Below are 22,017 nucleotides of genomic sequence, written 5' to 3'. Positions count from 1 at the left end.
ATGAATACCACTCAAGTGGGCGCTTGGGCCGAGGAGATCGCCTGGCAACACTTACATCAACAGGGTTGGCAATTAGTTGAGCGTAACTTTTTTTGTAAAGGTGGTGAACTTGACATTATTGCTCGCAAAAGCAATGTGCTTGCATTTGTAGAAGTGAAGTACCGTAAACGCCACACTATGGGCGGCGCGATCGCAAGTCTTAGCCCTGCCAAACAGCGCCACCTTATTCATAGTGCTAAGGTATTTTTACAACGCTACCCATCCTTAAGTAACCTGGACTGCCGCTTTGATCTCATCGCAATTAGTGGTTCTGATGGCCCCCATAGTCAAGTTCGGATACAATGGCTTGATAATGCATTCATCACTTCAGGCTGAGGCTAGAACTCACTAATGGAACTGCAAGAAAGGGTTATTAATCAGTTCCATGAGCATATGGGCTGCGCCGCATACAGTGCTGAACATCTACCGCAAGATATCGCTATTGCCGCTCAAATGCTGCACCAATGTTTTATTCAAGAAGGCAAAATTCTCATTTGTGGTAATGGCGCTAACGCAGCCAATGGCCACCACTTTAGCGCTGCATTACTAAGCCGCTTTAAACAAGAACGCCCAAGCCTACCGGCTTTCAATTTGGCCGCCGATAGCACAACCATGAACGCCATTATTCGCGATTCAAGTTTTCAAGATGTGTTTGCCAAACAAATCACTGCGCTGGGGCAACAAGGTGACATTGTAATTGTTATGTCGGAGCAAGGTAATTGTGGTAATTTAATTCAAGCCATACAAGCTGCCCACAATCGCGACATGCAAGTCATTTCTATTACTGGTCAAAGCGGCGGTGATATGGCCACAATACTAGATCCAGGTGATGTTGCCATTCGTATTCCTAGTGACAACAACGTCAACATATTACAACTGCAGTTGGTTACTATTCACTGCCTTTGTGATTTAATCGATTTTCAATTATTTGGGAGCAATGAATAAATGCTGAAACGTGGCATTCAACTCATCACTTTAGCCAGCTGTATCGCTTTTGTCAGCGCTTGCACACCGGTGCTTAGCAATAAACCGATCACTGATAATAAAGGCACGCGCACTTTAGGCACATTGTACAACGATCAGCTTATAGAGACCTCTACGGTAGACGCTATTTTACGCGCATCCCCTTTATTCGAAACTGCCAACCTCAGCGCTGTTAGTTTTAACGGTATTGTTTTGTTAATCGGCCAAGTTCCAAGCGAAGACACAAAGATCATTGCAGGGGCAAAAGCCCGTGGTGTAAGCAATACTCGAATGGTACACAACGAACTATTAGTTAGTGGCCCTGCGTCATATATTGTTAGAACTAATGACACACTCATCACCACCAAAGTAAAGGCACGCATGGTGGGTGAAACGGCTTTCCCTGCTGGCCGTATTAAAGTGATAACAGAGAATGGCGTAGTCTACCTCATGGGGCTTCTGACCCATGCAGAGGCTGAGTGGGCCGTGAAAGTTGCTTCTAACGCTAGCGGTATACAGCGTATCGTTAAAGTATTTGAGTACATCGACTAGCCTTAACAGGGTTTATACAAGACAATAAAAAAGGGCCAGTAGGCCCTTTTTTATTGTCTTGTATAATTACTTAACAACTTTAAGGTTAGGTCGCTTAGTGCGACTTGCGATAGATGACACAGTTGCAGGCCCTTTAGGTTTGCCGGCAACGGTTATTGGAGAGTTTAGCGGGCCATCTGGATCAGGTATGCCTGGTTCGAAACCAAAACCCATACCTTCACCACTTTCTTTGGCATAAACTGCCATCACGGCCAATATCGGCACGTAGACGTGCATAGGCACGCCGCCAAAACGAGCATTAAACTCTACCGCGTCATCACCCAAGTTTAAACCCTCAACAGCACTAGGTGAGATGTTAAGGACGATCTGACCATCGCTAATAAAGCGCTCAGGCACCATGACGTCGTTGATAGTTGCATCAACTACCATATGTGGTGTGGAATCGTTATCCAAAATCCACTCATGGAGCGCGCGCAACAAATAAGACCGACTTGGAGTCATCATCTTAGCAGCCTCGGTTAAAGCCGAATTTCATGCTCAAGCTCAGACAAGCTTTCTTGGAACCCTTCGCGAGCGAAGATACGCTCCATATATTCAAGCATGGGCGCAGCTTGTTGCTCTGGAAGGTCTATGCCCAACTGCGGTAAACGCCACAAAATAGGCGCTATACAACAATCAACTAAAGTAAACTCCTCACTCATGAAGAAATCTTTTTCGGTAAAAATAGGCGCCGTAGAGATTAAACTTTCACGTAATTCTTTTTGTGCCTCTACAATTTCTGCTTCGTCATCAGACGTCATAATTACGTCAGCAAGACGGCACCAATCACGTTCGATACGGTACATGTACAAACGGCTTTCAGCACGAGCAACAGGATATACAGGAAGCAACGGTGGATGTGGGAAACGCTCATCCAAGTACTCCATCATCACATTGGCTTCGTAAAGCACAAGGTCACGGTCTACCAAGGTCGGCAAACTGTTATAAGGGTTAAGATCTGCCAGATCTTCTGGCTTATGCTCAGCATCAACATCAATAATGTCAACGGTGACACCCTTTTCTGCTAAAACAATACGCACACGGTGGCTGTAATGGTTTGAGCCATCAGAAAAAAACGTCATGGAAGAGCGTTTGGCGACTACACCCATGGAGATATACCTCAATAATAAACGATAGCGCTAAGCGCCGGAAACGAATACGCGACCAGATGCGTTCATCATCGATGAACAACAGCGGTCGCGCTTAAATGTACTTTATTAAGGCATTATACCTCAAAGTTGAGCGTTAATGGACGTCGCGCCAGAATTCCTTCTTCAAGAAATAGAACAATACGGTCATCATTAAGCAGAACAAAATAGCCCACAAGCCAATACGCTGGCTATCACTTTTGTAAGGCTTAGACATATAGGCCATAAAGTTAGTTAAGTCGTAAATGGTGGCGTCAAACTGAGCCGGTGTCATATTGCCAGTCCCTTCTGCCACAGAGAATACTTCACAACTTTGCTCAGTTATTGGTTCACCCGTGAGGCTATCTATCACTGCCGCACCATGGTCATCAAATTTAGCAACTTCACCACAGGTTTTAGACTGCACACCTTGTAACTCTGCCAAAACGTTAGGCATACCCACAGCAGGGTAAACCACATTATTCACCCCATATGGACGACTATCATCTGCATAGAAACTACGCAAATAAGTATAAACCCAATCAGCGCCACGCAAATTAACCTCATTGGTTAGATCTGGAGGTGGGGCTCCAAACCACTGAGCAGCAAGCTTAGGGTCCATAGCACTGGTCATCTGCTCACCAATTTTTTGGTCACTAAAAATCAAATGCTCAGTCACTAATTCTTCTGGAATGTGCAAGTCTTCTGCAGCACGGATGTAGCGCTGGTACTGCGCTGTATGACAACCCAGGCAATAGTTGACGTAGGTCTGCATACCCCGCTGCAAAGACGCCTTATCAGTTACGTCCGCTTGGATAGAGTCCAACTGTATACTTGGACCACCACTAGCTTGAGCAAACACCGGCATCATCAACATTAAACTCAACAAGAATAACTTTTTCATGATCATACCACCCTTGCTGGAACAGGTTTTGTCGCTTCCATACGCGTGTAAAACGGCATGAGTATGAAGTAAAGGAAATACAAAGCGGTGCACAGTTGGGCAACTTGGGTCCGGCCTTCAGTAGTAGCCAAAGTGCCTAGGTAGCCCAAAATAATAAAGCTTACTACAAAAATAGCTAGCCAAACTCGGCTCAACCAACCCTTGTAACGCATAGATTTCACCGGACTACGATCCAACCAAGGCATCACAAACAAGATGGCAATAGCACCACCCATAGTAATCACACCTAAGAACTTAGCATCCAAACCAAATAGAGGAAAGGTAATAGCTCGCAACATAGAATAGTACGGCGTGAAGTACCATACCGGTGCAATATGTTCAGGCGTCTTCAGTGAGTTGGCCGGTTCGTAGTTAGGCTTCTCAATAAAATAACCACCTCCTTCTGGGAAGAAGAAGATCACTAGACAGAAGACAGTTAAGAACACACCTACCGCCACTAAGTCTTTAACGACATGGTAGGGCCAGAAAGCCACGCCATCAACAGGCACGCCATTCTCATCTTTGTTTTGGTCAATTTCGATACCGTCTGGGTTATTAGAACCCACGTCATGTAGCGCCAAAATGTGCAACACTACCAGCGCCATAATAACAATTGGCAAGGCAATCACGTGTAAGGAGAAGAAACGGTTTAAGGTGATGCCTGAAATTAAGTAATCACCACGGATCCACTGCACAAGGTCTTCACCTACAATTGGGATTGCACCGGCTAGAGATAAAATAACCTGGGCACCCCAATAGGACATTTGGCCCCACGGCAGAAGATAGCCAAAGAACCCTTCAGCCATTAACGCAAGGTAGATGGCCATGCCAAACAGCCAAATGAGTTCACGTGGCTTTTGGTAAGAACCGTACATCAAGCCCCTGAACATGTGTAAATAAACCACGATAAAGAAGGCCGATGCGCCAGAGGAGTGCATATAGCGAATAATCCACCCCATCTCCACATCACGCATTATATATTCTACAGAGGCAAATGCTCCTTCAGCAGTAGGCACATAAGACATGGTTAGCCAAACGCCTGTAAGTATTTGGTTAACTAAAACAAGTAAAGAAAGCACACCAAACACATACCAAAAATTAAGCTTTTTAGAGGCATAATACTTAGACATGTGGTCTTGCCACATTTGGGTAAGAGGGAAACGATCATCAATCCAACGAACAATACCACTTTCCGCCTTAGCGCGGTTAGGATTACCAACAGCCATTATGCATTTACTCCGTCTTCGCCAATAATAATAACAGTGTCACTCTCATAAAAATGTGGCGGAATTTCTAAATTTGTAGGGGCAGGCTTACCTTTGTATACTCGGCCAGATAGATCAAAGGTAGATCCATGGCAAGGGCAATAAAAACCACCTTTCCAATTGGCATCGAAATCGGTTGGAACCACTTCGGTCGGTAAGTTGGGGAGCACCCTAAATGAGTACAGAGACCAATCAACACCACTACTTCGTCACGTAAAGAGCGTGCTGCAGTGCCCGGGACATAAGCTGGCTGCTTGGAATCAGCAGAAGTAGGGTCGGCTAAGCTATCATTTAACGTTGCCAAGTTTGCCATCGCTTCTGCACTGCGGCGAACAATCCATACTGGTTTTCCGCGCCATGCAACAATCACTTGCCCACCTGGCTCTAACTTACTAATATCCGCCTTGACCGGTGCGCCTGCTGCTCGGGCTTTTGCACTTGGGTTCCAGGAGGCTACAAAAGGGACTAGCGCAGTTACAGTACCAACGGCACCCACAACTAGGGATGCGCCGACTAGTACGCGACGTCGAGGGTTATTCACGCCTTCATTACTCATTTAATTGGTCTCCAGCTAGGCTGTAAAATTACTGACCGCAATACTAAAGGAAAGGGGGTAAATAGACAAGGTTAAAAGGTGCTAAATAGGCAAGGTTAATGCCTTAAAACGACCCTACGAAAGCGCTTGCTTTAAAAGATGTCATAAAAAAACCCAGCAACATAACTGGGTTCTTTTTAGTATGCATCGAAGCGATGCATTAAGCTTAACGCTTAGAGAACTGAGGACGCTTACGCGCTTTGCGTAGACCAACCTTCTTACGTTCAACTTCACGGGCGTCACGGGTAACAAAACCAGCAGCACGCAAACTAGGACGCAAAGTTTCGTCAAAGTTCATCAATGCACGGGTAATGCCGTGGCGAATCGCACCAGCTTGACCAAATCCACCACCACCTTCTACGGTAATGTTAAGGTCAAATTTTTCAACTGTTTCTGTCAACTCTAGTGGCTGACGAACAATCATACGAGCCGTTTCACGACCAAAGTAAACATCCAACGCACGGCTGTTTACAGTGATGGCACCAGTGCCAGGAGTCATGAACACACGAGCGGTAGAGGTCTTACGACGACCAGTACCATAATATTGAGTAACTGCCATGATCGTCTCCTTACAGGGTCAATGCTTGTGGTTGTTGCGCTTGATGTGGATGCTCAGTACCGGCATACACTTTAAGCTTGGTGTACATAGCACGGCCCAAAGGACCTTTTGGCAACATACCTTTAACAGCGAATTCAACGGTGCGCTCAGGAGCGTGATCAACCATCTTTTCGAAAGACATAGAACGTAGGCCACCTGGGTAACCAGTGTGACGGTAGTACATTTTGTCTTTTGCTTTGTTGCCAGTTACACGAACTTTCTCAGCGTTAACAACGATGATGTAATCGCCAGTATCTACGTGAGGAGTGTACTCTGGCTTATGCTTGCCACGCAGGCGACGAGCAATTTCAGTTGCCATACGACCCAAAGTTTTACCTTCAGCGTCAACAACGTACCAGTCACGGGTAACGTCAGCTGGTTTAGTACTTACGGTTTTCATGTGAATAACCTATTTAATGGCCCAGTTTATTAGACCTACCTATAATTATTGAGTTATTGCGCTGCCTTGTATAGCAAAGTGCATAGAAAGAATGCATAGAAAAACACAAGTACTGCCAATAACGTGCCTAGCAGCCTATGCCCCTAACAACTTTAAATGTAAACACCTAAAGCCAACACAGAAACTGCGAGGCGGAATTATACAGGACAAATAGGCCCTTTGTTAAGCCTTAAAGCAAAAGTTTTTAAGTCTTTTTGCATCCTTACCGCCACCTAGCCAGCAACATGACCCCGAGCCAAGTATTCATGAGATTGCATTTCCTGTAATCGACTTAACGTGCGCCGAAATACAAAGTCCAACTGCCCACCAGAGTATAATTCCAACAAGGGCACTTCAGCAGAAATAATCACCTTTAGATTGGCGTCGTAACAAACATCCACTAGGTTCACAAAACGCCGAGCTTGGTCATCCATTCCCACCCTCAAACAAGGTACATTGCTAATAATTAAGCCATGAAACTCACAGGCCAACTCTAGATAATCATTCTGCGAACGAGGCTGAACGCATAACTGGTCGAAGGTGAGCCAAATAATGTCATCACTCTGCATAATATAGGTGAAGTCACGCCCATTAACATTAACAACACCGCCCTTGTTGCAACTGACTACCAGTTTTGGTTCTGCAGCCATAGGTATCAGCGCAGCAAAGCTTGAGGCCAAACTTACGTCCGCCGCTTCGTCTAGAGGCCAGTGATATAACTCAGCCTGGGACAATGTACGTAAACGATAATCGACACCGCCATCGACATTCACTATGTCAGTATGCTGCTCTAACAAAGCAATAGCGGGTAAAAAACGCTGCCTTTGTAAACCATTCTCGTACAAACCCTGGGGCTCTATATTAGAAGTAGCCACCAGCACCACTCCCAAGTCAAACAAGCTTTGTAACAACTGAGCCAAAATCATGGCATCGGCAATGTCGGTAACAAAAAATTCATCAAAACAGATAACCCTAGACTCATCTGCCAATTCCTGCGCCACCACTAATAAAGGATTCTTTACCCCTTTATGAACCGCTAAACGGCTATGAACATGGCGCATAAAACGGTGGAAGTGGGTGCGCTGCTTGCTTTCAAACGGTAGGCATTGGTAAAAAACATCCATAAGATAAGTTTTACCACGCCCCACCCCACCCCAAAAATACAAACCTTTAGCTGCCATTTCTTTTTTAGGTTTTCCACCCACCCACGCAGTTAGCCGCTGCGGCCACTGAATAGGCCGAGATTGCCCTCTCTCAGGTGTACATAGGTCCACGTAAAGTCGCTGCAAATGCTCTATAGCATTGGCTTGGGAAATGTCTGCAGAAAATCCCGATTGTTGCTGGTCGTTATGATACTGCTCTATAGGTGAAGGCATATATGAGTCAAAATAGTAGATATGGTCAATAAATGAATGAGTTGGGTAATATCTGAGATGTACTAATGAACTAATTCCATTACAATACTAGCTTCTGAGACACTTTATTGAAAGGAGCTGCTGGTGGATTTGCTCAGCAACGATTGGTTTTTTTGGTTGGTACTACTACTACTTGGTTTAGGTATGGGTTTTTTATTGGGCCGCAATAACAATAGCGACCTCAAACGACAGAACGAGCTCAGCAACCAACTACAAACTGCCCACACTGAAATGGCCGAATACAAAGAGCAGGTTAACCTGCACTTTGCTGATACTGCCGCTGCCGTTAATCAACTAACCGACAGCTACCGTAACGTGCACGAACAATTAGCAAAAGGCGCTCAGAGTTTATGTGATGACCCAGATACAGTTAGTAGCTTAGAGACAATCGCTGGTCCAGCAGAAAGCACTATAGAATACCAAACGGAGCCTGCGGCTACCATCCGCCCTCCAATGGATTACGCACCGAGCAGCGCTACCAAAGAACACGGCACCTTAGACGAGCGCTACGGCCTTAAATCTAAGCAAGAACCTCCTGCCCCGCCAGCTTACGACATTCCCGTAACGCCCACATCCGACCTAGACGACGTAATCCCCACTATGCGGGGTTAGGCACGTCTACAAACTCACAATCCAGACCTAGCTCTTGCTGTAAATGAGCAGCAAGGGCCATAGCCCCATAACGCTCCGTAGCATGATGCCCCGCAGCAAAATAATGCACACCGTTTTCACGCGCAACATGCACCGTCGCCTCTGATATTTCACCAGACACATAAGCATCTAGCCCTAAGGCTACCGCCTGCTCGATCATGCCTTGCGCACCTCCCGTGCACCAACCAATACGTTTAATAGGCTTGGATGGGATATCAATGTGCAGTGCTTCGCGCCCCAACACGCGAGAAAGGTGTCGCTGCACCTCAATGCCGGTGCAGCCTGCTGGCAGCGTAGCATATAACCCAAGCCCCGTAACGCCGCTAGACTGCATATGTGCATCTGGCACCCAACCCATCAACTTACCCAACTGGGCGTTGTTACCTAACTCAGGATGACAGTCTAGGGGCAAGTGATAAGCCATTAAGTTGATATCATGAACCATCAAGGACTTAATACGATGCTTTTTGATACCGACTAAGGGGCTACCTTCGTTGCGCCAAAAATACCCATGATGCACCAATAAAACATCTGCTCCACGTGCTATAGCTTGGTCTATCAGGGCTTGACTGGCAGTCACTCCAGTCACCACTCGTTGTATTTTTTCCACCCCTTCAACCTGCAGACCGTTAGGTGCATAGTCGTTAAATTGATCAGGTTGTAACAACCCATCCAAATAACTCATTAATTCTTGACGCTCAATAGTCATCCACATATCTCAAGTGTTTTTTTGCCTTTAACTGCACCAAAGTTTACACTATACCCAAGCAGTACAGACACATCTGCCAACCTTTTTATGCCATCAACGACTCTTTAATGACATGACCCGTTCATTTATCAAGTATTTATTGCGCTTTGCCCTTGCCGGCATAGTATTGGCGATCACGCTCATTTTTGCTGCACCACAATGGCTATCACAAAAAATAGGCATTCCTCTGTGGTCCGAGAGTGTTTCTAGCATCAAGCTTAATGCACCACAAAGCTATGCCGACCTACTTGAAGACACCATGGGTTCAGTGGTGCGTATATATAGCCAGACCTCAACACCATCCGCCAGTATCGCACTATTACAAGACCCTCACTACGCCCGTTTATTAGAAGGGCAGTTAATTGACGTCGGTGCCAATGAAATCCATCTAGGGTCTGGTGTTATTGCCAGTTCAGAAGGCCACATCCTCACCAACAATCACGTCATTGAGAACGCTGCACGGATTCAGGTAGGCTTGGCTGATGGCCGCTCTGCGCCAGCCACGCTGGTGGGCACCGACCCAGCTACCGACTTGGCCGTCATCAAAATAGAACTGGATAACTTAACCCCAGCCAAAGTCCCCACTAACCTAGACTCGAGTGTAGGCGACCTAGTCTTTGCCATTGGCAACCCCCACGGGTTAGGTCAATCGGTTTCTATGGGCATCATCAGCGGCAAAGAGCGCAATCGTTTAGGCCTAAACACCTTTGAAAGTTTCATTCAAACTGATGCCGCCATTAACGCTGGCAACTCAGGTGGAGCACTAATCAATACTCAAGGAGAGCTAGTGGGCATCAACACAGCTCACTTTTACAGCTCATCTACCAGTTCTCGAAGCCAAGGCATAGGCCTCGCTATACCTATTAATATTGCTTCTGAAGTGTTGCACAGCCTCGTATCCCAAGGCCAGGTAGTGCGGGGCTGGCTGGGCATCGATTTCAACGTCTTTAAACGCCAATACAGTCAGGATGCCTTTGCCTCAGGGCAAGATACCGGCATCATTTTATCTGGTGTTTACGCCAACAGTCCAGCCCACATTGTTGGGCTCAAGGCTGGGGATTTGATCACTCATTTTGATGGCAGGCTAATTGAAGATTGGAATGAATCGTTAAATTATGTCACCCATCTAAGCCCAGGAAGCGAGCTAAGCATCACTTATCGTCGCAGCGACAACAAACACACTGTCACAGCCACTCTTGGCACTCGCCCAACTGCTAAGTAAGCGGCTTATTATGACTGACAATACCAAACCACCAGTACACGACACAATTTTCTCTCAACCCCTTGAGGCACCAGCTCCGTTTGAATTTAACGCCCAAGTAGCTGACGTATTCGAAAATATGATTCAGCGCTCGGTACCAGGTTATAACTTTTTGCTTGATGTGGTCGGTCTGCTTGCTGCTCGGTATGGCCAGCCCCATAGCCAATGTTATGACTTGGGCTGTTCCCTTGGCACCATGACCTTGCGCTTGCGCCAAAATCTACCTGCCCACGCTCACATTATTGGCGTAGACAACTCTGCTGCCATGGTGAGCCGGTGCCAACACAACATGGCCCGCGACCACAGCCAAGCTAGTTATGAGATTCGTCAACAAAACCTGCAAGACACTGCCATAGAAAATGCATCCATGGTCATTCTCAATTTCACCCTACAATTTATTGCCGATATTGAAAGACCTAGTATTCTAAAAAATATTGCTGCTGGCATGCGCCGAGGTGGGGTACTGCTTTTGGCTGAAAAAGTGTGTTTTGACGACCCACAACAGCAAGAATTACAAGTTAATCTATACCATGACTTTAAACGCTACCAAGGTTACAGCGACCTTGAAATTGCACAAAAACGCGCAGCCTTAGAAAATGTCTTGGTGCCAAACACTCTAGAACAACATCGCCAACGTTTGCTTGATGCTGGCTTTAGTCGCGTTGAAACCTGTATGCAATGTTTTAACTTTTGCGCCTTGCTGGCATTTAAATAACTCTCGTCAGCTTATTTCACCCTATTTTAATTGCGAGACAGCCATGGGCATAAATTTAGAGGCTTTTTTTGAGCACACCAGAAACACGGATCTAGAGCAGTTTCACCCAGAGTTAAGGCAAGCTTTGCAACAGCACTATGAGCAGAAAAGTCACGGTCGTTCTGGTGAATGGGACGCTGCTCTTAATGCCATGCCGCAACTAGACAATGCCAACTATAATTTTAAAGATAACAGCATCTGTATTTCAAAACCCAATACTCTCGAGTTGAATCATTCGGCCTATACACAGCAACTCAAAGCCTTCATGCCTTGGCGCAAAGGTCCTTGGAGCTTGCTGGGTGTAGGGATAGAAACAGAGTGGCATTCAGACTGGAAGTGGCAGCGTATTGCACCCCACATTAGTTCCCTAGAAGGCAGACGGGTACTAGATATAGGCACAGGCAACGGTTACTTCTTGTACCGCATGTTAGGGGCTGGAGCTAGCCTCGCGTTAGGCATTGATCCTACACGAATTTTTCTTTACCAGTTCCACTCAGTGCAACGATTACTACCCGCCAACGGCGCCCATTTATTACCCCTGCGCAGCGAGCACTTACCTGCCTTTGGTAGTTTTGATACGGTATTTTGTTTAGGTGTTTTGTACCACCGACGCTCGCCCATCGATCACATTCAAGAACTCATGTCTTACCTGCGCCCAGGCGGCGAATTGGTATTGGAGACCTTAGTAGTGCCAGGTGACATTGACACCATATTAGTACCACCAGAACGTTATGCAAAAATGGCTAACGTTTGGTTTCTACCCAGCACAAAAGCTTTGGAGAACATGTTGCGTAAGCTGGGCTTACGGGATGTGCGCACGGTGGACATTAATCAAACCACTACAGAAGAACAGAGAGCCACAGAATGGATGACCTTTCACTCTTTAGCAGATTTTCTGGACCCCAACGACCACAACTTTTCAGCAGAAGGTCACCCTGCACCTTTGCGGGCTACCTTAGTGGCCACCAAACCCTAGAGCTTAAGTGGCGCTAAGCCAAAGGCTTTAGTCAAGGATACGGTATTCGGCAGAACGCGCGTGAGCTGTTAGGCTTTCACCTCGGGCCAACACCGATGCCACTTTACCCATTTCGCTGGCACCTTGTTGTGAAAACATAATCAAAGACGAGCGCTTTTGGAAGTCGTACACACCTAGGGGTGACGAGAAGCGCGCCGTACCAGAGGTTGGCAGTACGTGGTTTGGCCCAGCACAGTAATCGCCTAAGGCTTCTGCTGTATGACGACCCATAAAGATGGCACCAGCATGGCGTATTTTGGGTAACATGGCTTCAGGATCAGCCACAGATAGCTCTAAGTGTTCAGGGGCAATACGGTTGGCAATATCAATGGCTTCTTGCATATCTGTCACATGAATAAGGGCACCACGGTCTTCAATTGAAGCTTTGATAATACTGCTACGTTCCAGCGTAGGTAGCAGGGCTTTGAAGCTTGCCTCAACCTGATCCAAGTAATCTTTATCTGGGCACAACAAAATGGATTGGGCTTGCTCATCGTGCTCCGCTTGGGAAAACAAATCCATCGCTACCCAGTCTGGATTAGTTTGACCGTCACAAATGACTAAAATTTCTGACGGCCCAGCAATCATGTCGATACCACAAGTACCAAACACCGCACGTTTTGCCGTGGCAACATAGATATTACCCGGGCCCACTATTTTATCTACTTTTGGCACCATAGAAGTACCGTGAGCAAGGGCCGCAATAGCCTGTGCACCGCCAATGGCAAATACACGATCTACACCTGCAATAGCCGCCGCCGCCAGCACTAGGGGGTTAACCTTGCCGTTGGGTAACGGTACGGTCATGATAATTTCTTTCACCCCAGCCACCTTGGCAGGAATGGCATTCATGAGTACCGATGAGGGGTAACTCGCCTTGCCACCCGGCACATAAATACCTACACGATCCATTGCAGTGATTTGCTGGCCAAGTAAGGTGCCATCAGCTTCAACATAACTCCACGAATCTTGTTTTTGGTGCTGGTGGTAGGAGCGAATACGATCAGCAGCTGTTTGCAGGGCCTCCCGTTCCCCGTCAGTAATATCAGCCAGTGCTTGCTCAAGTTTTTGTTGAGGTATCTCAAGTTCCACCGCAGTTTTAAACGGTGTGCGATCCAGCTGGTTAGTCAGTTGTAATAAGGCCGTATCACCCTGCACTCTTACTCGTTCAATAATATCCGCAACAGTTTTCTGTACCCGCTGATCAGAAACACTTTCCCAACCAAGCAAATGGTTAAGCTTAGCCTCAAAATTAGCCTGTTGAGTATCTAGTCGATTAACTTTGAGCCACTGCATGTTAACGCCCTTGGATGGCGTTGACCGCCGCAGACAACTGTTCAATAAGCGGACCTATGCGGCCGTGCTTAAGCTTCATAGAGGCTTGACCAACCACTAACCGACTACTTATTGTTGCAATCTCTGCCAACGGTTCTAGGCCGTTGGCCCTAAGGGTATTGCCTGTATCAACAATATCCACAATTTGATCAGCCAAGCCTAGAATAGGGGCCAATTCCATAGCCCCATATAGTTTGATAATATCCACTTGCTGTCCTTGCTCAGCAAAATAGGCCTTGGTGATATTGACGAATTTAGAAGCCACTCGTAAACGTCTACCCGCTGGTGCAGCACCAACAGGGGCGCAAGTCATCAACCGACACTTAGAGATCTGTAGATCTAAAGGCTCATATAAGCCACCGCCACCATGCTCTAGCAAAACATCTTTACCCGCCACACCCATATCTGCAGCACCGTATGACACATAGGTGGGAACATCTGTCGCACGAATCACTAAAAACCTCACCCCAGGCTGGGTGGTTTCAAACACCAACTTACGACTGGTATATACATCTTCCAAAGGCTCTATGCCGGCACTTGCAAAAAGGGGCAAGGTTTCTTTTAAAATACGGCCTTTAGATAATGCGATAGTTAGGCTATTGGGCATGGTGGTATTTTCTCAGTTAAACAACGCGCTTGATGATAGCACCTAGAGCGCCCATTTTTTCTTCAATACAGTCATAGCCACGATCGATATGATAAATACGGTCAATCACCGTTTCACCATCGGCCACTAAAGCCGCAATCACTAAGCTCGCGGACGCTCTAAGGTCTGTTGCCATCACTGGTGCCGCCTTCAGCCGCTCAACACCTTGCTGGATTACGGTATTACCCTCCACTGCCACTTGAGCCCCCATACGAGCCATTTCATCAATGTGCATAAAACGGTTTTCAAAAATAGTTTCAGTAATACGGCCACTACCTAGTGCTATGGCATTCAGGGCTGAGAACTGAGCTTGCATGTCTGTAGGAAATGCCGGGTAAGGTGCAGTTTTTAAATTCACCGCTTTAGGCCGTTGTCCATGCATATCTAAACTAATCCAATCTTCACCCGTTACGATTTCTGCTCCAGCCTCTTCCAGCTTAGCAAGCACTGCTTCCATAATATCTGGGCGAGTATCTTTTACTTTAATACGACCTCCAGTAACCGCAGCTGCCACCAAATAGGTACCCGTCTCTATGCGGTCTGGCAACACATCATAGTGACAACCATGAAGCTTTTCTACGCCTTGTATGTGAATGGTTCCAGTGCCATGGCCAGTGATTTTAGCACCCATCGCGATCAAGCATTCTGCCAAATCAACCACTTCAGGCTCCCGTGCAGCGTTTTCTAGTACTGTTTCACCATCAGCCAAGGTTGCCGCCATAAGAATATTTTCGGTACCCGTTACGGTGACAGTGTCAAAAAAGATATGTGCACCTTTAAGACGATCTGCCTTGGCACGAATATAACCATCTTCCACAGTAATGGTGGCACCCATGGCTTCTAAACCGCGAATGTGTAGGTCCACAGGACGGCTACCAATGGCACAGCCACCTGGCAAAGATACTTCTGCTTCCCCAAAACGCGCGACCAAGGGGCCCAGCACAAGAATAGAGGCACGCATGGTTTTAACCAAATCATAAGGCGCAATGCAATGGTCTAAGGTCTTTGCGTCTATTTCTAAACTTAGCTTATCTCCTACCAGCAAAGACACACCCATACGACCCAATAATTCAATCATAGTGGTGACATCATGTAAGTGAGGCAAATTACGAATAGTGACAGGCTCTTGGGCTAGTAAGGTTGCCGCCAAGATAGGCAGTGCCGCATTCTTTGCACCTGCTATACGAATTTCTCCGTCTAGGCGTTTGCCACCGGTAATGCTTAATTTATCCATAATATTGTTCGCCGAATGGTTGTATGTCTTGGTTATGATTGTACTTAATTAAGTGCTTAAGCTCTGCCATTGGTCTGTCGTATAGGCTTTAATGCCTAAAGCGTGAATGGAACCGTCTGCGATTTGATCCGTCAGGCAACCATAAACCAGCTGTTGTTTTTTAACCGGAGATAAACCTGCAAACAAGTCGCCAATCACCGTGACCTGAAAGCTACAACCTTCGCCACTAGGGATCACTTGCGTGCCAACGAGTTGTTGCTCAATAATTTGTTTAACTTGTTCTGCGTCCACGATATTCTCCATGGGCTAATGAATTGAGGAGTAATAAATAGCGGCGTAATTATAGCAAAATACTCACCCTTATCGCTACCACCAACTAGTCATTCAACGGGCTCAAGACGGATCATTCCAAAATGCGATGACGTCATCCATATTGCCTTTATTTTGCGCCATGGCAGTAGAGAACTGTTGCCTAAAGGCTAAGCCTAAGTTAATGCCATTAAGGCTAACGTTAGTGACCTTCCAGCCTTGTTGCCGTTTTTTCATGGCGTAGTTGATGTCATAAGCTGCGCCGTTGGCATAGACCTTGACCCAAACTTTTTGTCGCCCAGGCTTACTGTTATTATTGGCGTTAGATTGAATTTCAAAGTTATTAATTTTCAAAGCCACCACGGCCCGCGAATATGTATTCAGCAATGAGCGCTTAAAGGCGAGACTAAAATCCTTGACTTGTTGTGCCGATGCCCGGCGATAAAATTTAGCCATAACGCCCTTGGCAAGACTGTCGAAATCTATTACAGGACCCAAAACCAGTTCCATACCTAGCAGCAATTCTGACTCACTTAAAGGCACAGTTTCACTGGCAACATCACTGTCATCAGATGCTTCTATGCCCCCCTGCTTAAGCAAGTCGATCATGGCTTGAGTACTTTGCTCAACCACCTGACTAGCCTCTTTCCATTCATCTGCTTTTACCGTCAGAGCACAGAAAAGCAGCAACGCAGTCAAAACTATTTTTTTACTGTGGGCATTAAAATTCAGCATCTTCATGGTTCCTTATTTGTTGTCACCAACGTTGAGCAAAAATTGGCTAATAAGCTCTTCTAATACCAATGCCGACTGGGTGTCTTCAATCACATCTCCAGCCACTAACACATCGTCTTCTGCTCCTACCGTAAGGCCAATATATTTTTCACCCAATAAACCAGCCGTAAGAATACTGGCGCTAGAATCGATGGATATATAATTCACTTGGCTATTAATCTTCATGTGCACTTCAGCCATTAACGTATGTGGGTCTATGCCAACGGCAACCACCTCTCCCACAGTAACCCCTGCCATGGTTACTTTAGCTTTAGGGCCAAGGCCTGCAGCGTTCTCAAACAAAGCACTAATGGCATAATGTTCGGCGTTGCGAGACATATTGCCACCACTTACCTGCAAGGCCAAAGCCACTAAAGCAGCTAATCCAGCCACCATCATTAGGCCTACACTCAGCTCCAACCATCTCTTGTTCATACTGCGCCTCCAAACATTAGCGCTGTTAAAATAAAATCAAACCCTAAAATAGCCAAGGAACTATAAACTACGGTGCGGGTTGTAGCCGCACTTATACCTTGTGACGTTGGGACACATGAATACCCCTGATACAACGCGATCCAGCTAATCAAAAAAGCGAACACCAAAGCTTTAACCATGCCATTGAGCACATCTTCATTAAAATCTACGGCCTGCTGCATGTTGCCCCAATAAGAACCACTGTAGACACCAAGCCAATCCACAGCCACTAAGTGCCCACCATATATGCCTACCAAGCTAAAGATGGCCACCAGCAGTGGTAGGGAAATCATGCCTGCCCAAAAACGGGGCGCAACAATACGGTGAAGCGGGTCTATGCCAAACATTTCTAAACTCGCCAATTGTTCTGTGGCCTTCATCAAACCAATCTCTGCAGTTAAAGCAGAACCGGCTCGGCCAGCAAACAACAAGGCAGCAACAACGGGAGAAAGCTCCCTCACTAAGGTTAGAGCTACCATCTGGCCCACCGCTTGTTCGGAGCCATAGGCGGACAATAAGGTATAGCCCTGCAAACCCAAAACCATGCCAATAAACAATGCCGACACCAGCATAATAATAAGCGACTGAACCCCCACCACAAAGAGCTGCTGCATTAGCCGAGGTAAACTGGACGCCTTAGGTTGCACAAAAATGGCCTGTAACAACATCAGTAAGGCTTGGCCTATTTGCACCAACCTAGTCAATAGACCAGCGCCTAAGTCAGCAATAAGGTTGATCATTTTGATTGGCCCCGCAGCTCTTCTTGCAAGGGCAGTGCCGGAAAATGGAATGGAATCACACCGTCTGCTTCGCCGTGGATAAATTGTTTTACTGCAGGATCGGCACTAGCCTGCAAAGCAGCAGGACTATCCTGCGCTAACACCCGGCCTTCACCTAACAAAATCACTTGGTCGGCAATGGCACAAGCTTCTGCAATGTCATGTGATACCAACACGCTAGTCAGCTGCATTTGAGAATTGAGGCCTTTGATTAACCTTTGTAGCACCGCCATAGCAATAGGATCCTGTCCTGCAAACGGCTCGTCGTAAAGAATGATTTCTGGCTCCATTGCCACCGCTCGAGCTAGGGCAACTCGTCTCGCCATACCACCAGAAAGTTGTGACGGCATTAAGTCCCTGGCACCGCGCAAACCCACTGCTTCTAGTTTTAGCAAGACCCTATTATACAATTCATCTGCCGACAAATTCATGTGCTCTCGTAACGGGAAGGCGACGTTTTCAAACACTGACAAATCCGTAAACAAGGCCCCACTTTGAAACAATACCCCCATACGCGCACGTAGATGGTTGAGCTGTTTACGATTAAGCCGAGCAATATCCTGATCAAACAGCAGCACCTGCCCCTTATGTGGTTGCAACTGGCCACCAATCAAGCGCAAGAGGGTGGTTTTACCAGTGCCGCTAGGGCCCATAATAGCAGTGATTTTTCCGGCAGCTATGGCACAGTTAAGGTTTTCGAATATCACCCTGTCACCACGATAAAAGCTAACATTGCGTATGTTAATAATGCCGTTTGTGGCCATATATGAGGTTCCGGTTAGGCGCTAAAGTTATCTAAGCCCAAGTTTAGCATTGACGCGCTTAACTGCAAAGAGACTTGCAAATTGCGTCGACTCTTGGTTTCATTGCCCCTCGCCGTTTGGCCTAGCTTTACTTAGTGCTTCCATTAACCGTTTATCACCACTCTTACTTAGACTTTTATATGATTATTGCAATTGCCGCCATTCTAGTTGGTTTAGGCTTACTTATTTGGAGTGCCGACCGTTTTATTGACGGCGCTTGTGCCACCGCAGGCCACTTGGGCATGTCGCCTATGCTTATTGGTCTTACTATAGTGGCCTTTGGCACCTCGGCCCCAGAAATGCTGGTGTCCACCATGGCTGCACTAGATCATGCACCGGGTCTAGCTATTGGCAATGCCATCGGCTCCAACATCGCCAACATCGCCTTAGTACTGGGAGCCACGGCCCTTGTGTCTCCGCTACCTATAAGAGGCAACTTGGTGCGCATTGAATTGCCAATATTAACCATCGCCACCGTTGGTGCAGGCATTATATTGCTAGATTACTACCTTGATGCAGTAGATAGTGCCTTACTATTATTTGGTTTGGTCGTGTGTTTATATTTGTTTAAACGTTATCAGCAGGAGCATCCAGAAGACCAAGTAGGACCCTTAGCCGAAATGAGCTTGAAAGCAGGTATTTTTTGGCTATTGGTAGGCTTGGCTATATTAGCATTGGGTTCAAGGATTCTAGTGGGTGGTGCCATATACATTGCCACAGCCTTAGGTGTGAGTGAGATGATCATTGGTCTCACCATCATCGCCATTGGTACAAGTCTACCAGAGCTTGCAGCCTCCATTATGAGTGCCCGCAAAGGTCAACATGGCATGGCCCTAGGTAATATTATTGGCTCAAATATCTTTAACTTGCTGGGGGTTATGGCTATTCCCGCTCTTATCAGCCCAGTGGTAATAGAAGCCGACGTTTTGTGGCGTGACTATGGATTAATGCTTTTATTAACCCTATTCATTCTTGCTCTTGGGTTTAAGGCTCGCCGTGGCGGCACCATTACCCGGCCCATGGGCAGCGTACTACTGTTGATCTATGTTATGTATATGCTTTTACTTTATACTAACGCTACATAATTCACTAACATGCCTTAGGAGATGTGTTGAGCCATAACGACACTACACGACCCAGCCAAACTCTGGCTACGCCGTTTGCTGAATCTGCGTTACGCACCATCGGCTTAGAACAAGCCGCTATTGCTGAACTCGCCACTCGCATCGATGCCGCCTTCGAGCAAGCATGCCAGCTATTAATGGATTGTTCAGCCCGTGTGGTACTGCTAGGTATGGGTAAATCGGGCCACATTGCCAACAAAATAGCTGCCACCTTAGCCAGCACTGGCACACCCGCTTTTTTTGTTCATCCAGGTGAAGCTAGCCATGGTGACATGGGCATGATCACTGCCAAAGATGTGGTAATTGCATTATCTTACTCAGGCACCACCAGCGAAATTATCACCTTATTACCCATGTTAAAACGCTTAGGTGCTCCCCTGATTGCCATGACAGGTGTGGCAAGTTCCACCATTGCCCAAGCTGCAGATGTACACCTTAATGTACAGGTTAGTACTGAAGCCTGCCCGTTAAACCTTGCACCTACATCTAGCACCACAGCCAGCTTAGTCATGGGCGATGCCCTTGCCATCGCATTACTAGAAGCAAAAGGCTTTAGTGCCCACGATTTTGCCTTTTCTCACCCAGGTGGCGCTTTAGGCCGTAAATTGCTGTTAAAAGTCAGTGATATTATGCACGCTGGCAAAGCCCTACCAATGGTCTCGCAAGACACTCGCTTTGCCGATGCATTAATGGAAATGACCCAAAAAGGTATGGGTATGACGGCAGTAGTTAACACCCAAGGCGAACTCACTGGTATTTATACAGATGGTGATTTGCGCCGCAGTTTAGACCACAGCAATGACCTACGTGAATGCCAAATTAGTGAGCTAATGACGCGCGACCCAGTGCAAGCCCAAGCCGATATGTTAGCCGCCCAAGCGTTACAACTAATGGAACAACACAAAATTAATGCGCTCATTGTGTGTGATAAAAACCACCAACCAGTGGGTGCAATTAATATGCATGATTTGTTAAATGCAGGGGTCATATAACATGCCTTCGCCACCGCTAACCGATGCTCAATTTGCCAACCACGCTCGTTCGGTGCGCCTGCTAGCTTTAGACGTGGATGGCGTCTTAAGCGATGGCCAGCTCTATTTTGGCAACCAAGGCGAAGAAATTAAGGCCTTTAATAGCCTCGATGGCCAAGGCATTAAAATGCTCCAAGCTAGCGGTGTAAAAGTAGCTATCGTCACCGGCAGGACGTCCAACATTGTGGCGCAGCGGGCACAACAACTGGGTATCGAACTGTTGTTACAAGGAAGAGAAGATAAACTTATAGCATTGCATCAACTCACCAACGATTTACAGCTAGATTGGACTGAAATGGCCTACATGGGCGACGACTTGCCAGACCTTGCAGCCATTATCAAAGTTGGCTTAGGCATTACTTTGCCTAATGCAACTAACACCATGGTGCTTCACAGTCAGTACGTTACAAAACGTTGTGGCGGCCAAGGTGCAGTGCGGGAGGTGTGTGATTTAATTATGCAGGCGCAAGGCACATGGGACACTGCGTTAGCCCCTTACCTTAATACCCAACTCGCAGTGCCCTCCTAATGGCTGCACTTTTTCGTGGTCGCTGGTTATATATTAACTTAGTTACTTTAGCTTTGGCAGCATTCCTATTTTGGTGGTGGCAACAAGAAGTGCAGCAGACCACAGAATCAGAAGCCCAGTGGATTCCTGACTATTACCTTACTCATGCAACTATTAGCCAATATGATGAACAAGGTGCGTTGTCTTCTAACATCAGTGCCAAGCGATTTACTCACATTCGAGAATTTGGTACCACAGATATGCTGCAACCCAGATTTAACATCTACTTAGCCGACACTAACGCTGCGTGGTTTGGCAAAGCAGACGAAGGCCTTATATTGGATTCTGGTGCTCAAATTAACTTAATGGGTAACGCACTGGTGACCAACGGCCCAGATGTTAACAGACCTTTTAGCCTTAACAGCCAAAGTTTAAGATTATTTCCCAAACAAAATTACGCAGAATCTGACGAGCAGGTTAACCTAGTCGCCAAGTATAGCCACTTGACGGGCACGGGAATGCAGCTCACACTCGACAACCAACGTTTACTGTTCTTGCATCAGGTCAAGGGCACCCACTCCATGCCAAGGAATTAG

28 protein-coding genes and 1 pseudogene are annotated in these 22,017 nt (G+C 46.7%); 11 read left to right on the top strand and 18 right to left on the bottom strand.

Annotated elements, in window-relative coordinates; translation table 11 throughout:
- The 3 genes from ABXT70_RS03940 to ABXT70_RS03930 are packed head-to-tail and all read left to right on the top strand — an operon-like array spanning position 1 to position 1,554.
- Positions 1 to 375: a YraN family protein gene (locus tag ABXT70_RS03940; RefSeq protein ID WP_443641876.1), complete on the top strand. Its 375-nt coding sequence runs from the start codon at positions 1 to 3 to the stop codon at positions 373 to 375.
- 15 nt (positions 376 to 390) lie between these two features.
- A complete protein-coding gene (locus ABXT70_RS03935; protein ID WP_443641875.1) occupies positions 391 to 984 on the top strand; it encodes an SIS domain-containing protein in 594 nt (197 codons plus the stop codon).
- The gene (locus ABXT70_RS03930) at positions 985 to 1,554 is read left to right on the top strand and encodes a BON domain-containing protein (RefSeq protein ID WP_443641874.1); all 570 of its coding nucleotides are present in this window, start codon (positions 985 to 987) and stop codon (positions 1,552 to 1,554) included.
- Positions 1,555 to 1,620: 66 nt separating this feature from the next.
- Here the strand turns inward: ABXT70_RS03930 and ABXT70_RS03925 are convergent, their stop codons facing one another.
- The 9 genes and pseudogenes from ABXT70_RS03925 to zapE all read right to left on the bottom strand — a co-directional run bounded on the left by ABXT70_RS03925 (position 1,621) and on the right by zapE (position 7,936).
- Positions 1,621 to 2,055: a ClpXP protease specificity-enhancing factor gene (locus tag ABXT70_RS03925; protein WP_443642474.1), complete on the bottom strand. Its 435-nt coding sequence runs from the start codon at positions 2,053 to 2,055 to the stop codon at positions 1,621 to 1,623.
- 17 nt (positions 2,056 to 2,072) lie between these two features.
- Entirely contained in the window at positions 2,073 to 2,702 is a 630-nt protein-coding gene (locus tag ABXT70_RS03920; RefSeq protein ID WP_443641873.1) for a glutathione S-transferase N-terminal domain-containing protein, read from the bottom strand.
- Between the two features lie 136 nt (positions 2,703 to 2,838).
- A complete protein-coding gene (locus ABXT70_RS03915) occupies positions 2,839 to 3,624 on the bottom strand; it encodes a cytochrome c1 (protein WP_443641872.1) in 786 nt (261 codons plus the stop codon).
- Positions 3,625 to 3,626: 2 nt separating this feature from the next.
- A complete protein-coding gene (locus ABXT70_RS03910; protein ID WP_443641871.1) occupies positions 3,627 to 4,889 on the bottom strand; it encodes a cytochrome b in 1,263 nt (420 codons plus the stop codon).
- Positions 4,889 to 5,074, bottom strand: a complete 186-nt coding sequence (locus ABXT70_RS03905) for a Rieske 2Fe-2S domain-containing protein (protein WP_443641870.1) — start codon at positions 5,072 to 5,074, stop codon at positions 4,889 to 4,891. Before ABXT70_RS03905 ends, ABXT70_RS03910 begins: the two co-directional genes overlap by 1 nt.
- Positions 5,075 to 5,133: 59 nt before the next feature.
- Positions 5,134 to 5,484 (bottom strand): annotated as a pseudogene (gene petA / locus ABXT70_RS03900) (ubiquinol-cytochrome c reductase iron-sulfur subunit); the annotation flags it as partial.
- A 205-nt stretch (positions 5,485 to 5,689) separates the two neighbouring features.
- Positions 5,690 to 6,082, bottom strand: coding sequence for a 30S ribosomal protein S9 (gene rpsI, locus ABXT70_RS03895; RefSeq protein ID WP_443641869.1), 393 nt, complete (start codon positions 6,080 to 6,082; stop codon positions 5,690 to 5,692).
- A 10-nt stretch (positions 6,083 to 6,092) separates the two neighbouring features.
- Complete coding sequence (gene rplM, locus ABXT70_RS03890; RefSeq protein ID WP_046486228.1) at positions 6,093 to 6,521, bottom strand: 50S ribosomal protein L13; 429 nt, start codon at positions 6,519 to 6,521, stop codon at positions 6,093 to 6,095.
- 272 nt (positions 6,522 to 6,793) lie between these two features.
- A complete protein-coding gene (gene zapE / locus ABXT70_RS03885) occupies positions 6,794 to 7,936 on the bottom strand; it encodes a cell division protein ZapE (protein WP_443641868.1) in 1,143 nt (380 codons plus the stop codon).
- Between the two features lie 123 nt (positions 7,937 to 8,059).
- Here zapE and ABXT70_RS03880 point away from each other — a divergent pair, with 123 nt between their 5' ends.
- Positions 8,060 to 8,587, top strand: a complete 528-nt coding sequence (locus ABXT70_RS03880; protein WP_443641867.1) for a YhcB family protein — start codon at positions 8,060 to 8,062, stop codon at positions 8,585 to 8,587.
- Here ABXT70_RS03880 and ABXT70_RS03875 read toward each other — a convergent pair.
- Entirely contained in the window at positions 8,574 to 9,335 is a 762-nt protein-coding gene (locus tag ABXT70_RS03875; RefSeq protein WP_443641866.1) for a Nif3-like dinuclear metal center hexameric protein, read from the bottom strand. The two genes, ABXT70_RS03880 and ABXT70_RS03875, sit on opposite strands and share 14 nt — an antisense overlap.
- A 112-nt stretch (positions 9,336 to 9,447) precedes the next feature.
- Here ABXT70_RS03875 and ABXT70_RS03870 point away from each other — a divergent pair, with 112 nt between their 5' ends.
- From ABXT70_RS03870 to cmoB, 3 genes are read left to right on the top strand one after another with little or no spacing between them, the layout of a single operon-like run.
- Positions 9,448 to 10,596, top strand: coding sequence for a S1C family serine protease (locus ABXT70_RS03870; protein ID WP_443641865.1), 1,149 nt, complete (start codon positions 9,448 to 9,450; stop codon positions 10,594 to 10,596).
- 10 nt (positions 10,597 to 10,606) lie between these two features.
- The gene (gene cmoA / locus ABXT70_RS03865; protein WP_443641864.1) at positions 10,607 to 11,350 is read left to right on the top strand and encodes a carboxy-S-adenosyl-L-methionine synthase CmoA; all 744 of its coding nucleotides are present in this window, start codon (positions 10,607 to 10,609) and stop codon (positions 11,348 to 11,350) included.
- A 43-nt stretch (positions 11,351 to 11,393) separates the two neighbouring features.
- Positions 11,394 to 12,365 carry a tRNA 5-methoxyuridine(34)/uridine 5-oxyacetic acid(34) synthase CmoB gene (cmoB, locus tag ABXT70_RS03860; protein WP_443641863.1) on the top strand — a complete coding sequence of 324 codons (972 nt, stop codon included), beginning with the start codon at positions 11,394 to 11,396 and terminating at the stop codon, positions 12,363 to 12,365.
- Positions 12,366 to 12,392: 27 nt separating this feature from the next.
- Here the strand turns inward: cmoB and hisD are convergent, their stop codons facing one another.
- The 8 genes from hisD to ABXT70_RS03820 form a co-directional block, all read right to left on the bottom strand.
- The gene (hisD, locus tag ABXT70_RS03855; RefSeq protein WP_443641862.1) at positions 12,393 to 13,700 is read right to left on the bottom strand and encodes a histidinol dehydrogenase; all 1,308 of its coding nucleotides are present in this window, start codon (positions 13,698 to 13,700) and stop codon (positions 12,393 to 12,395) included.
- Between the two features lies 1 nt (position 13,701).
- The gene (hisG, locus tag ABXT70_RS03850; protein WP_443641861.1) at positions 13,702 to 14,346 is read right to left on the bottom strand and encodes an ATP phosphoribosyltransferase; all 645 of its coding nucleotides are present in this window, start codon (positions 14,344 to 14,346) and stop codon (positions 13,702 to 13,704) included.
- Between the two features lie 16 nt (positions 14,347 to 14,362).
- Entirely contained in the window at positions 14,363 to 15,619 is a 1,257-nt protein-coding gene (gene murA / locus ABXT70_RS03845) for a UDP-N-acetylglucosamine 1-carboxyvinyltransferase (RefSeq protein ID WP_443641860.1), read from the bottom strand.
- Between the two features lie 48 nt (positions 15,620 to 15,667).
- Entirely contained in the window at positions 15,668 to 15,910 is a 243-nt protein-coding gene (locus ABXT70_RS03840; protein ID WP_443641859.1) for a BolA family protein, read from the bottom strand.
- 102 nt (positions 15,911 to 16,012) lie between these two features.
- Positions 16,013 to 16,663, bottom strand: a complete 651-nt coding sequence (locus ABXT70_RS03835; protein ID WP_443641858.1) for an MlaC/ttg2D family ABC transporter substrate-binding protein — start codon at positions 16,661 to 16,663, stop codon at positions 16,013 to 16,015.
- A 12-nt stretch (positions 16,664 to 16,675) separates the two neighbouring features.
- Positions 16,676 to 17,137: an outer membrane lipid asymmetry maintenance protein MlaD gene (mlaD, locus tag ABXT70_RS03830; protein ID WP_443641857.1), complete on the bottom strand. Its 462-nt coding sequence runs from the start codon at positions 17,135 to 17,137 to the stop codon at positions 16,676 to 16,678.
- A complete protein-coding gene (gene mlaE / locus ABXT70_RS03825) occupies positions 17,134 to 17,916 on the bottom strand; it encodes a lipid asymmetry maintenance ABC transporter permease subunit MlaE (RefSeq protein WP_443641856.1) in 783 nt (260 codons plus the stop codon). The genes mlaD and mlaE overlap by 4 nt, the downstream gene beginning before the upstream one ends.
- Positions 17,913 to 18,719 carry an ABC transporter ATP-binding protein gene (locus ABXT70_RS03820; protein ID WP_443641855.1) on the bottom strand — a complete coding sequence of 269 codons (807 nt, stop codon included), beginning with the start codon at positions 18,717 to 18,719 and terminating at the stop codon, positions 17,913 to 17,915. Before ABXT70_RS03820 ends, mlaE begins: the two co-directional genes overlap by 4 nt.
- A gap of 179 nt (positions 18,720 to 18,898) precedes the next feature.
- Between ABXT70_RS03820 and ABXT70_RS03815 the strand changes: the two genes are divergently transcribed.
- From ABXT70_RS03815 to lptC, 4 genes are read left to right on the top strand one after another with little or no spacing between them, the layout of a single operon-like run.
- On the top strand, positions 18,899 to 19,843 hold the full coding sequence (locus tag ABXT70_RS03815) for a calcium/sodium antiporter (protein WP_443641854.1): 945 nt from the start codon (positions 18,899 to 18,901) through the stop codon (positions 19,841 to 19,843).
- Positions 19,844 to 19,869: 26 nt separating this feature from the next.
- A complete protein-coding gene (locus tag ABXT70_RS03810) occupies positions 19,870 to 20,874 on the top strand; it encodes a KpsF/GutQ family sugar-phosphate isomerase (RefSeq protein ID WP_443641853.1) in 1,005 nt (334 codons plus the stop codon).
- Position 20,875: 1 nt separating this feature from the next.
- Positions 20,876 to 21,442, top strand: a complete 567-nt coding sequence (locus ABXT70_RS03805) for a KdsC family phosphatase (protein WP_443641852.1) — start codon at positions 20,876 to 20,878, stop codon at positions 21,440 to 21,442.
- Positions 21,442 to 22,017, top strand: a complete 576-nt coding sequence (lptC, locus tag ABXT70_RS03800; RefSeq protein WP_443641851.1) for an LPS export ABC transporter periplasmic protein LptC — start codon at positions 21,442 to 21,444, stop codon at positions 22,015 to 22,017. The genes ABXT70_RS03805 and lptC overlap by 1 nt, the downstream gene beginning before the upstream one ends.

Source organism: Candidatus Njordibacter sp. Uisw_039, from assembly GCF_047730075.1.
Taxonomy (GTDB): domain Bacteria; phylum Pseudomonadota; class Gammaproteobacteria; order Pseudomonadales; family Balneatricaceae; genus Njordibacter.
Note: the sequence above shows the minus strand (reverse complement) of the source record. Positions and strands in the feature narration are given on the sequence as shown.